The organism is Exiguobacterium sp. SH31 (assembly GCF_001816105.1).
GTDB classification, from domain to species: Bacteria; Bacillota; Bacilli; order Exiguobacteriales; family Exiguobacteriaceae; genus Exiguobacterium; species Exiguobacterium aurantiacum_A.
Genome location: NZ_LYTG01000029.1, coordinates 184,807 through 198,060, shown reverse-complemented (window position 1 = coordinate 198,060; position 13,254 = coordinate 184,807). Strand labels below are relative to the sequence as shown.

The window sequence follows — 13,254 nt, the reverse complement described above, 5'->3', positions numbered from 1 at the left end:
AACAACTAAAAGATGGAAGCAAGTTGCGCTTGTCTGCCTGCTACTTCTTTCAAGTGTGCTGTGGATCCAACAAGAGAACGATGCCGATGCCGATACAGGACTTCTTCCTTCTGTCACAGGAGAACAGTTAACATTCAGCGGGATGGCGCTACGGTTTGATCCTGTAAATGGGCCTTACATTCATGCGAATGCGGCACATTATCCACTTGGATTCAAAGAAGCTTACATAGATCAGAACCGTGGCTATTTGACGGTCCGACGGGATCGTGTCGATTCGGTCGTTTCGATCATCGTCGACCCGGATGAAACGCTCACGGCACGAGGTATCACAATCGGCGCCTCGGGCGGCGGTGTCGTCACGAACCTGTATTTTTATCAAAATGGTCGACTCCTCAATCTAGCAGACCCGGTCGACTATGCGATTATCGCCGGGCCATTCTCGAACGCTTGGATGACGATCATCAGCCAACCGAAATAAGACAAAGCCTCCTCGCGCGCGAGGAGGCTTTGTCTTATTTTTGGGTCGCGTCTTGATAGCCGAATGCCTGAATGGTCAAACTGTCATTCAATTTCGCGTCGAGTTGCGACAACACAATCGTTTGTTTCGGGTCCCAGCCGGCGAGGTCGACCTCGTCCGAGCTGAGTCTTCCGCCCGCCCAGTAATTTTTATTGACTTGGAATTCATATCCGTACACGCGTTCGAGCCAGCGTTTGTCGCTCGAGCGGACCGCCAAGTATGAACTGGAACCGCGCATCCCTTTCACGACTTTGACTTCGAATGCAGGCGGTGCTTGATTGTAAGCGTCAAGTGTCTTGCTGCCGATGCGTACAAGTTCTTCTTGATCGATGTGACTATACTCACTATATGAAAGCCGACCCATTTCAACTTCATAGGTGAAGCCGTCAATCGTTGCGCCGTCAATCGTGACGACGCGGAACGTTCCGAGTCCATGAGGATGATCGTAGATGAAATAGTGTCCATCCTGTTCGTTTCGGGCAATCTCGGTTGAAATAACGTCAGGACCTTTGAATGTGATTGCCATCAAACCAAGTTCACCGATGAGGGCATTGACGGCGCGTTTATGGTAGATTGGATAGCTCCATGAGCCGTGGGGTTTGTTCTCGGTTTGAATTTGGATAAGATTGCTTTGATTGCTTAAAGCGACGAGCGGTTCACTGAACTGGTCGAACGTCAGGACGCGGTCAACAGTGCTAACGACGTACTGGACGTCGGCTTTCGTCGCGAAGAACATTTCGTTCGGACCGGCCGTTTCATTCGAAGCGAACGCCTTGACGTAATCATTTATATGGTTCGATGTGTGTGCAATGTTCAACTGTTTGAACAGTTGCGTGAGTTTAGTTGCGGTCACGTTTTGCAATGCCATAGCGACGGCTTTCTCATCCGTGCCCATCCGTTTACCTTGGAGGACGACGGCCGGTTTCGTCGAACCTAGTAATCCGTTCGGGCCGTCGAGAATGTGCGTCTTTGTTGGGGCAGAAACGGCTCGTACTTTAAATGTATTTGTGCCGCGCACGAGAATGTCAGCATGTTTTACGTTCAAAAAACCGATTTCTCCGTTGTACATGACCGGCAACTCGAACGAGTGTTGTGCCTTATTGATATCCCAACGCTCGATCGTTCCTTTGCCTTTCAGCGTAAAAGCGCCGTTACTGTGAAACTGTTGGACAGGTCCGTTCAGCGTCACGCTCAGCAATTCGTCTTCTGAAGGAGCGGAATAAGGTGAGCCGTTAAAGATGACTTGGCGAAGCGGTGCGGCCGTCGTCACGGTGACATGTCTTCCTGGCACCTGCAAACTATCGATTCGACCAGCGGCGTTGCGGTCAATCACGAACGGCTTGCTTACCGGGGCGAATTGGCCGAGGATTAATTTCTCGAATCCTACGAGTGTATTGTTTTTGATTTTTGGTTTCACGAGTGTGCTGCGGAGCGCGTCCGCATTTTGTTTAAACAGCGGCAACAGCGCCGGGTCGATCTTGACGCTCTTCCCATTGAGGCTGACGATGGCCGTCCCTTTATATGTCATCACCTCATTGTAGTCGAATTGTTTGATGGGCACTTCATCCGAGATGATTGAGGCAGTCGTGACGTATCCTTTCGTCTTCCCGGTTTGGACATACGCCCACGTGCTCGTCTTGCTGATGACGGTTAGGCGTGTGTTCGCCTTGAGCGTCTGGAGCGTTTTTGCACCGGACTTCGCAGAAGCTTTGAGATGGGTCGATTGCACCGTCTTATAGGGCGGAGTCGCCGCGTCCGCGTGTTGGACACTAAAGATGAATAATAATGTGAGAACTAGAGCTGATATTGGTTTATACATAATAAGCCTCCCTTTCTTCACCCATTATATAGAAGTAGAAATTAGTTAATGGCATCAATTAACAAATTACGGGAAACGTTTTTTATGGAAATTGTAAAAAGTTTAAAATTCTTCAATTCGTGATTGTTGAATAGGAGGATATCCGTTACTCTAGAACTAGAGCGAATCGTACATAATGAGGGAAGAATTGGGCGACTTTGGGGTAAAAACGGATAGATTCGAGTCGAACGATGTAAGCGCTTACCTTTGTTTTGTGCTGTTTGCGAAAACTGAAAGGGGAATTGTTTATGCGACAGAAAACATCACGGAGGCTTTACACTGCACTCGCGGTAGCGGCCGTCTCGGCAGCATCGATCACACCGGCGGCGGTTGAAGCCGCACCGAAAGCGGCGGACGTCAAGTTAGGCGCGGCCTACGTTACGGGAGGAGATCTCGACAGCGCGTTGGATGCTACATATAAAGGGGCGCCGATCCAATGGTACAAGTCGAGCGTCAACTTGCATAAACTCGGGAAATTCCAAACGGCACGAGGGATTGTCAAAGGGAAAGGCATGATCGTCGAGAAACGCGTCCGCGTCCTCGATTATCCGATGGCAATTGTAGCACCGAAAGAGCCGCTCGTCTTCAAGCAAGGCAAACCGGCAACGGGAATTTTGAAGCAGCACGTTGAGTTTGTCAGCGGCACATACGAAAAACCGGTTCGTTGGAGTGGAATCGACACGAGCGAAGTCGGCGAATTCGTCGCGACGGCTACGTACACGAACCGTGGCAAGACAATCACACTCGAAGTACCTTACACCGTCGAAGGCTACAAGCTCTCGGTCATGCATACGAACGATACACACGCATCACTCCGCTATGCACCGAACCGTGCGACGGCAATCAAACAAGTCCGCGCTGAAAACCCGGATGCTCTGTTGATCGACGCTGGGGACGTCTTCTCAGGATCGCTTTACTTTAACGAGTTCAAAGGTCAAGCCGACCTTAAACTCATGAACTATATGAAATACGACTTGATGGTACCAGGTAACCACGAGTTCGACCTCGGGACAGAACAAGGCCATAAAGAACTTTCAAACTTTGTCCGCTACGCGAACTTCCCGTTCGTCAGCTCGAACGTCGACTACTCGGGCGACCAATACATGAAGAACTTGTATCGTGACGAGACGACAGAAAAAGCTTACAACGGTCGCCTTTATGAAGGTGTCATTAAAGTCGTCGACGGCAAGAAAGTCGGATTCTTCGGTTTGACGACAGAAGAGACTGCCGATATCGCGAGCCCGGGACCAATCCAGTTCCAAGACTATATCGAAGAGGCTGAAAAAGCGGTCGCAGCATTTGAAGCGATGGGCGTCAACCAAATCGTCGCGGTGTCGCACCTCGGGTATAACGACAACCCGAACGTCGACAACGACTTGTTACTCGCTGAAAACGTCGACGGCATCGATGTCATCATCGGCGGTCACACGCATACGCGTCTCAACGCACCGGTCGTCATCACAGAAGGCAAGACAGAGCCGACGGTCATCGTCCAAGCGTACCAATACAGTGAATTCCTCGGGACGCTCGACGTCGAATTTGACCATAGCGGAAAAGTCATCAGCCAAGCTGGTAAGTTGATCGACGTGAAAGTGCTTGAGCCGGACGCACGTGCGGTCGCACTCCTCGCACCGTTTAAAGAGGACGTCGACAAAATCAGCCTCGCGCCGATCGGTGTGACACTCACAGACGCATTGGTTAACCCGCGTCTATCTGACCCATCGCCTGTCAGTGTCCGTTCGAACGAGACGGCACTTGGTAACTTGATCGCTGACGGCATGCTCGCGAAAGCGAAAACGTTTGACGCGAACATCATCGCAGCGGTTCAAAACGGTGGTGGAATCCGTGCGGGCATCGATGCTGGCCCTGTCACGACAGGTGAAGTATTGACGACGCTTCCGTTCGGTAACACGCTCGCAGTCATGGAACTCTCAGGGGCAGAACTCCTCGCGGCGCTCGAGCGCAGCGTCAGTGTTTACCCGCTTGAAAACGGTGGATTCCTCCAAGTTTCAGGACTTAAAGTCGAGTTCGACAGTTCGAAACCTGCGAACGAACGCATCGTCAGCGTGACGTATAACAACGGCACAGAAGACGTAGCCATCGAAACAGGCGGCACGTACAAAATCGCAACAAACTTCTTCACAGCTCAAGGCGGCGACAACTACGCTGAGTTTGAAGCAGCGTTCAAAGCTGGACGCGTCACGGATCTCGGTTTCAGCGACTGGGAGAACTTGCGTGACCATATGATCAGCCTCGGTGAAATCACACCGACGGTTGAAGGACGTATCGTCGACGTAAACGAATAAGCTTGATTGGTGTATCGGGACTATCCGATACACCTTTTTTGTGTCGTAATTTGTCGGAAATCGGCGCCTTGATTGGGCGAATTGCGACTGTCATACAACTCTGTTAATATACAGGAGGATATGCCTATTGATACTAGAGGAACGACTATGAGAAAAGGTGGAGCGAACGCATGGATGTGAAAACGACGCTGCGTGATGTGCAGGCGCACATTAAGTGGTTAAAAGATGAGAAAGAACGAATCAAAGGGAACGACAGAATCACCGGTGACGAGCTCGTCCTCATCGATGACTTGCCGTCTCTTTCAAGAAAAACCCAACAGCCTCATCTTGATGATGTATTAGGGGCGAAGCGGTTGCAGCAGCTTGAGATGGAGGTGGCGGCAGCGAAAAACCGTTTGCCGCGTGAACTACCGGCCCTCGTCGAATCGAACGGGAGCGGCTATTATGAAAAGACAGACGTACACATCGCCTTCGTCGGCCCGGTCCGGCGGGCGAACGAACTCGAACGCATCTGTCATACGCACCTCTTTGAGAACGTGTCTGGATTTTTAGAAATCACAGAGACCGAAAAGCTCGACTTTTTATTAATCTCGGCCGCGCTCGTCGAGGAAGAGCCGACGACGTTCCACCATATGGGCACGCCGCTCTCGCACTCACGCCACTGGCTCGAAAAATTGATCATTCAGGCGCGACGTAAAGAAGTGCCGGTCGTGTTCGAGACTACGCTCGATACGAACCATTTTGACCGGTTCTCGTCACTCGCGGCAAAGGCGGACTATATCTTTACATCGAACGAAGAACGGTTGAACGATTATATGGAAGAAGCCGGGCACGAACGCGTCTTCGTCATCCGTCCGGGCATCGACCCGATCCGCTTCAACCCGATCGGCATGTATGCGGGCCGGCACGAGACGGCGCTCGTCACGAACGCGTTCCCGGTTCACCGTTTCATGAACGACTTGACGATGCTCGCTGAAGGCGTGCGCGCCGCCAACAAACCGCTCCTCGTCTTACGGGAACGGCACGAGGCGTTCTTGTCGGAAGCCCCGCAAGAACTGCACGACGCGCTCGTCTTGGCAGATGAGACTGAAGCGGAACAGTTGAAACGGGCGAGTGACTGGATCCTTCACGTCAACGAAGTGAAAGGCAGCCCGACGATGACCGAGACGTCGATCTATGAGGCGCAAGCCCGAGGGAACCTCGTCATCACGAACTATAACGTGGCCGTCAACAACGACTTCCCGAACGCGTTCATCGCGACGAGCGCCCTCGACGCTAAAGGCATCCTCGAGATGTTCGAGTCGAAGGACGAACGGTACGAGCATCAATTGTTAGGGGTCCGTAACATCTTCTCGAACCATACGATGTATGATCGATTCAGTGAGATGTTGTTCGCGCTCGGCATCGATAAAAAAGTCCGTCGTCATGTCCTCGTCATCGGACGGGGAGACACAGCTAAGCTCGAGGCCCAGTTTGAGCGCCAGTCTTATCCATATAAACGATTCGTCGCCGAGACAGACTTGACGGAGGCGGACCTGCTTAGCGTCGACTACGTGACCGTGTTCGACAGCCGTCACATGTACCTCGACTATTACGTCGAAGACTTAATCAACGCCTTTAAATATACGGACTCGTCGTTCGTCACGAAACCGGCTGCCGGGCAAGTCGAGCACGACTTCGTCGATTGCTATACGGACGTCGCGCTCACCGTCTTTAAAGCGGCCGACGTTTCAATCGACCACCTGACAGGTAAAGAAACGTTATCAGGTAACGGCTATGTCATCGATCGGTTTGAACGGTTAGACGGAACAGACGAACTCGTCGAGAACGAGCCGGGTGCGTACAAACTGTCGATGATCGTCCCGATTTACAATAATGGACGCTACTTGTATAACAAGTGCTTCTCGAGTCTGCGCCGCAGCTCGATGTTTGACGAGATGGAAATTTGGCTCGTCGACGACGGGTCGACTGACAGTGAGACGGCGAGTTATATCGAGCGCCTCGTCCGCAAGTATCCGAACGTCTACACGTATGCCTTCAATGATGGTGGGAGCGGCAGCGCCTCACGTCCTCGTAACAAAGGCGTCGAACTCGCGACGACAAAGTTCATCGCGTTCCTCGACCCGGACAACGAGGCGGTCAACGACGGCTATGCCGAACTGTTCCGCATTATGGAGGACGACTCGCTCGACCTCGCCGTCGGCAGCATGTTAAAGCTCGCCTCGCGTGAAGCGATGATCGAGTTGAATGACCTTGAGCCGGACAGCGTGAAAATCCTCGACGACCCACGGGCTTACTTGCTCGAACATAACTTTAAAGTCCAAAGCATCCAGACGATGGTCATCCGTAAATCGTTCCTCGACGCGAATCACTTGGCGCAAGTCATCGGTGCGGTCGGACAAGATTCGCTCTTCTTCCAAGAGATGTTCTTGCGGGCGGAGCGCGTCGCTCTCGTCGACTTGACGATTCACGACTATTACGCGGCTGTTGCCGGTTCGACGGTGAATACGATCACGAAGAAATATTTCGATAAATGTGTCATCCGCGAGACGGCCCGGGCGAAAGCGTTCGCCCGTGAAGGCGTCCTAGACGCATATCGTGACTCACGTTTCGAATACTTCTTTGAGATGTGGTATTTAGTGTTCTTGCGCCGGAGCCGCCCGGAAGATTTCAACGACAACGTGGAGAAGCTCTACACGATCGTCGAACAATACCGTCCGCTCGAATTGACGCGTCCGCTCGTCAAACAGTTTGTGGAATTGCACGAAGCGGGCCAACAATCTGAATTGAAGCGTCTCTATTTCGACGCGTATTTGTGAGGTGACGGCATGAACAACGAAAACGAGTTCGAAAAAGAGATCGGGTTGTTAAAACAACGGCTCGAGCAACAACAGATAGAAATTCGCCGTCTAAAACACGATGAGCGGCTAGCACGTCAAAAATATCGCCGTCTCGTCCAAAAGTATGGCGAACTATTATATACGTTCGATTGGCTCATCAAAGCGTTCGAACAAAAAGAACAGACCGTGAAAGAATGGTCGCAGAAATATCAGGCGCTCGATCATCGCTATCGTCGTCTCGTCCACTCAAGGGCCGGGAAAGCGATTTTGAAAGTACAGGCGGCCGCAAAACGAATTAAAAAATAAACGGTGAGCGAAGTGGCAGTTGCTGTCACTTCGTTTCGCGGTTAAATCGGTTTACACGGAGGGCATCAGATGGATTGGCAGAAAAAAGCACGTCGCGCCGCCTATTTAGGGGTGCAACGGTCAAAACGTCTCGGGCGTAAAGTGCTCAAGAAGACGACTCAACAGACAGGACAGGCATGGCGTGAAGTCGCACCAAATTGGTATACGCGCTCGCCCCACGTCCATACAGAAGGGACAGACCTCGTGTTCACGAGTGACGAAACTGTCGTCTTGACGTATCGTCCTGACGGAAAGAGCGACGTCGTCGCAATCGAGAAGTTGCTAGAGGAAGGGACGAAGTCATTTATGGCGTCACTTCGCGTCAAACGACGCGATCGTCTCGCACCCGTGCTGCATCTTGAGGTGTATCGTAAAGGTGGCCGTAAGCGCCTCGTCACCTTGCATGATGGAGACAATGAAGAAGTCGTGCTCGGCGTAGGCGAACAAATTGTACGAGCTCATCTCGAAATTAATGGGACAGGCGCGTTCAGCATCATCGACATCCGCCTCGGTCAAGTACCGATTTGGCAAGGGGAAGGGCTCGCGGCGAACGTGGCGCTCGAGGCGTTCGATTTCGTTCGTCCGCTCACGGAAGAGACGCTCCAATCGATGACACCTGAGCGTGCCATCGCCCGCTTTGAGGACGGGATGCTCGTGGTCGAGGCAAGCGGCAACCAGTACGCCCATTACGGCGTCGGTGAGGCGGCGTTGCCGCACGTTGATACCGAGCGTGGCATCGATTTCCCAACCGGGGACATGGATGACGATTTGTACCGCTTCTATTTTAAAGGTGAGCCGAACGGGGCGGTAGACGCTTCACTGTTTATCGCGACGTATACGCAAGCAGGGCGTGACCGTCTCATCGAGGTGCCGCTCGGATTGAGCGGTATCGTCCGGATCGCGCCGTCGCACCGCTCAATCCGTTATTTCGTGCGGGTGAGCGGCCAAGGTAACTTGCGGGAGATGCACGTCGGCATGATCCGTGAGAAGAGCGTCCGTAAAGAGGACATATTCTCGCTCAAACCGTCGATGTGGACGATTCCGGCACCGGACGTGATCAAGTTGAAGGCACGGGACAATCAGCTCGTGATCGACTTGAAAGGGGAAGATGACAAGCGCCGGTACATCTCGTACGCAGAGATGAACAACAGCTTCAAAAAACTTCCGACCGAGTTCCCATACGAAGTGAAACCGAACTGCCGCTACCGCGTCACGGTCGACGGCGAGGCGGGGGAAGGGACGAACGTCGTCCTCTATCTCGTCGCCTATTCAGCGACCGAGCGCCAAATCATGCAACAAGTTCAAATCGGCAGCGAGAAAGTGTTCTACTTCGACCGTTCGATTCGCTTCTTGCGCTTCGCCCTCCGTGTTGACGGGAAAGGCGAGGCCCACGTCGACCGGATCCGAGTCGCCGAAGAGCTCGTCAGTGACGGGACGGAACATCCTGACTTTAAAGACGTGCGGGAGGCCCGGTTCTTCGCGCCGAAACCGCGCGAGCTCCACGAGTTGAAAGTCGCAGCCATCTTCGATGAGTTCACGATGGCGTCGTATGAGCCGGAATGCCAGCTCATCACGTTCACACCAGACGACTGGAAGTCGACGTTGCTCGATGAACAGCCGGACGTCTTGATCGTCGAATCGGCCTGGAAAGGGAACCGCGGGGCGTGGGAGAAGAAGATTGTCAAATACGGTACGAACACGTGGGAAGAGCTTGACGCCTTGCTCGCATGGTGCCGCGTCCAAAATATCCCGACCGTATTCTGGAACAAAGAAGACCCGATCCATTACGATCGCTTCATCGAGACGGCAAAACGGTTCGATTATGTCTATACGACCGACTTAAACCGTGTCGAGGACTATAAGCGCGACTGCGGCCACGACCGAGTCGATGCGTTACCGTTCGCGGCCCAGCCGAAAGAGCATAACCCGATCCGCCTACCAGGCACGCGGGAGCCGTATGCGAGCTTTGCCGGTTCGTATTACGCCAACCGTCACGAGTCGCGTAAAGCCGACATGGACCGCCTGTTCGCTGCGGCCGACAAGTACGGGCTCGTCATCTACGACCGCAACTATGCGATCAACCAGCGCGGCGAGAGCGACCAGCTCCAGTTCCCGGAACAGTTCCGTGATTCGATCCGCGGCAGCTTGAAGTATAATCAAATCGCGAAAGCGTATAAAGGCTTTAAAGTCATGTTGAACGTCAACTCGGTCAACGATTCGCCGACGATGTTCTCGCGCCGTGTGTTCGAAGGGCTCGCCTGTGCGACGCCGGTTGTCAGCACGCGCTCGATCGGTGTCGAGGCGATGCTTGGCGACTACGTCTTCCTTGACGATGGCGAGTCAGACCTAGATGAGACGTTCCGCCGCCTCATGACCGACGAAGCGTTCTATGAGGACGTCGCGATCGGCGGGATGCGCCACGTACTGACGTATCACACGTACACGCAGCGTCTCGCGAAGATCGCCCAAGACGTCGGTATCCCGTACCGCGTCGACAACCCGAACGTCGCTGTCTTGGCGTTCGTCCGCTCAAAACAAGAAGCGGAGCACGTCGTGAAACAGTTCGAGGCCCAAAAGTATGCGCATAAGAAACTGCTCATCTTCCTCGATAAGTTCGAGGATCATATCGACGTGTACAATACGTATAACACCGAGTCGATTTCGACGTTCATGCGCAGCTACCTCGACCACTATACGTCGCTTACCGAGATTTTGGACGCGTTCGACTGGGTCGCGCACCTTGACCCGGCCGACTACTACGGTCCCGACTATTTGGCCGACTATTTGCTCGCGGCCCGCTACGCGGACGCTGACATTTTGACGAAAGCCGACTATTATTCATATGAAGGAACGTTGCAAAAGCATGATCAAGACGAATCGTTCCGTTACGTGTTCGATGCGATCCCGTCGCGTTCGATGATCAACCCGGCGGCGCTTCGTTTCGACACAGTCGAAGCGGCGCTCCATCGTTTCGAGGCCGACGCGAGTTTACGTGACCTCGCGCGCTCGGGGAAACGTATCTTTAGTGTCGACCCGTATCAATATGTGAAAGGCGGCGTCTCGATCGATGAGGCGTCTCGACAGGAGGTAACACGATGAAGCAGCAGAAGCTTCGGATTTTAGTGTATGGGGATGTCAACTTGAACTTGATCGACGGATCGGCCATCTGGCTCACGTCGGTCGTCCACATGTTGAACCAAGACCCACATATCGAGGTCGACGTCTTATTGAAACGTTCGATCGTCAAACCGGAAGTGACGGCCTCGATTAAACAGCTCGACCGCGTCCGTTTCATCGATGTCTTCACGAAAGATTCGGGCAAGCAAGACGAGCCGTACTATGAGAAGAAAGTACTGCAACCAAATGAAGCGGCCCAGCTCATCCATGAGCTCGTCCAGACCCACAACTACGACATGGCGTTCATCCGCGGTTTCCAACTCGCCTACGAGCTCACGTCATATGAAGAGACGATGAAGAAGACGTGGACGTATATCACGGACTTCACGCATGATCAGTCCGAGGCGTCGCAAGAAGAGCTCGCTCGTCTCAAACAGATTGCCGGGCTTTCGGCCCGGATGCTCTGTCAGACGGCCGAGATGAAGCAATATTTTGAGACGTTCCTCGGGACGCCGCGCCCGTTCCTTATCCTTAACCCGATGATCTCGAACATGCGCGACGAGGAACCGACGTTCAAACGCCAACACAAGCGGCTCGTCTATACGGGCAAGTTCGCCCCGCTCTGGTATTCGTCGGAGATCCTTGACGCCTTTGAACGGTTGCGCGTGCGCATGCCGGACGTCGAGCTGAAAGTCGCCGGCGATAAGTTCAACCAGGATCCGAACAACCCGAACTTCCGTAAAGACGTGACCGCGCGTCTGCAGCATGACGAAGGCATCGATTGGCTGAAAGGGATTCCGCGCGCGGACGTCGAGACGTTGATCGCCTCGAGTGATATCGGTCTCTCGTGGCGCCACCCGGACCTTGACGCGAGCTTAGAGCTGTCGACGAAACTGCTTGAGTACGGTGCGCTCGGCAAGCCGGTCCTCTTGAACCGCAACCCGATGCACGAGTCGCTCCTCGGCTCGAGTTATCCGCTCTTCGTCAACTCGGAAGACGAGTTCGTCGACAAGGTCGAGCTCGCCTTCACCCATCCGGCGATCTACCGCGATGCGGCGACACGCCTCTACAATATGGCGAAGTACTATACGTTCTCGAACACGTACGCGCGCTTGCGCGATGCGATTTGGGAGATGCGTCCAACGACGATCTTGTTCGCCGGCCACGATTTGAAGTTCATCCGCATGTTCATGGAGCGCTTCGAGCAAAATCCGAGCTATCGTGTTATCGTCGATGAGTGGGAAGGGCATAAGATTCATGACGTCAATCACAGTAAGGCTTGTCTCGCCGAGGCGGACGTCATCTTCTGTGAATGGGGTCTCGGCAACGCCGTCTGGTATTCGAACCATAAACTGCCGCACCAACGCCTGATCGTCCGGATCCACCGGCAAGAGAAGGAGACGCCGTTCCCGACCGAATACAATCTCGACAATATCGACCGGATCATTCTCGTCTCACCGTACATGCTCGAGGAGGTGTCACGTCTCTTCCACATCCCACGGCACAAAATGACGATGATTTATAACGCGGTCGACGGGGCGAAGCTACAAAAACCAAAACAGACGGACGCGTTACCGTTCCACCTCGGCATGATCGGTATCAACCCGAAACTAAAACGTCCCGACCTCGCCCTCGACGTGTTAGAGAAGTTGCTCGAGCAGGACGACCGGTATCACTTATTCTTTAAAGGGCATCATCCGAGCGAAGTTTATTGGATCGCGAAACGGGAAGAAGAACGAACGTACTACGAGACGTTCCTCGCCCGGATCGAGGAAGCACCGCTCAAAGGGCACGTCCATTTTGACGGGCATGGCAACGACGTCGATGACTGGCTGCAAAAGATCGGCTTCGTCTTGTCGATGAGCGACCTCGAGAGTTTCCACTTGTCACCGGCCGAAGGAATGGCGTCAGGCACGTATCCGCTCATCCGTCATTGGACGGGCAGCGAGACGATCTACCCGGACGAACTGCTCGTCGATGAACCGCTCGCGATGGTCGACACGATTTTGTCATATAAAGATCAGCCGTCGCGCCTCGCCGAGGACGCAACGCCTTATCAACAGTACGCACTGAAGCACTTTGCCGTCGATCAGCTGTTTCCGAAGCTGGAACGGGTCGTGATTGGGGAAACACCGGCAACATTGTCATGAAAATGTAATTGCGTCCCTGATTTGTTCAAGAGTATAATGAGTATTGTTTTATTATCGATTATGAACTAAACTGATGGGCATGCGCTTCAACAGAAAAGCATCAGAAACATTTGGAGGTTAC

Annotated in this window: 7 protein-coding genes; 6 read left to right on the top strand and 1 reads right to left on the bottom strand. The window is 53.3% G+C overall.

Features of this window, described 5'->3' with window-relative positions; translation table 11 throughout:
• A partial coding sequence (locus A6395_RS05005) for a hypothetical protein (RefSeq protein WP_071398137.1) occupies window positions 1-478 on the top strand: 478 nt, incomplete at its 5' end.
• A 34-nt stretch (window positions 479-512) separates the two neighbouring features.
• On the opposite strand, the gene A6395_RS05000 is transcribed toward A6395_RS05005, so the two are convergent.
• The gene (locus A6395_RS05000; RefSeq protein WP_071398124.1) at window positions 513-2,336 is read right to left on the bottom strand and encodes a hypothetical protein; all 1,824 of its coding nucleotides are present in this window, start codon (window positions 2,334-2,336) and stop codon (window positions 513-515) included.
• A 287-nt stretch (window positions 2,337-2,623) separates the two neighbouring features.
• On the opposite strand from A6395_RS05000, the gene A6395_RS04995 reads away from it, so the two are divergent.
• From A6395_RS04995 to A6395_RS04975, 5 genes are all read left to right on the top strand, one after another.
• A complete protein-coding gene (locus A6395_RS04995) occupies window positions 2,624-4,681 on the top strand; it encodes a bifunctional metallophosphatase/5'-nucleotidase (RefSeq protein WP_071398123.1) in 2,058 nt (685 codons plus the stop codon).
• Window positions 4,682-4,851: 170 nt separating this feature from the next.
• Entirely contained in the window at window positions 4,852-7,500 is a 2,649-nt protein-coding gene (locus A6395_RS04990) for a glycosyltransferase (protein WP_071398122.1), read from the top strand.
• 9 nt (window positions 7,501-7,509) lie between these two features.
• On the top strand, window positions 7,510-7,827 hold the full coding sequence (locus A6395_RS04985; protein WP_071398121.1) for a hypothetical protein: 318 nt from the start codon (window positions 7,510-7,512) through the stop codon (window positions 7,825-7,827).
• Window positions 7,828-7,896: 69 nt separating this feature from the next.
• A complete protein-coding gene (locus A6395_RS04980) occupies window positions 7,897-10,965 on the top strand; it encodes a CgeB family protein (protein WP_071398120.1) in 3,069 nt (1,022 codons plus the stop codon).
• On the top strand, window positions 10,962-13,133 hold the full coding sequence (locus A6395_RS04975) for a glycosyltransferase (RefSeq protein ID WP_084812943.1): 2,172 nt from the start codon (window positions 10,962-10,964) through the stop codon (window positions 13,131-13,133). Before A6395_RS04980 ends, A6395_RS04975 begins: the two co-directional genes overlap by 4 nt.
• Window positions 13,134-13,254 lie beyond the last annotated feature (121 nt).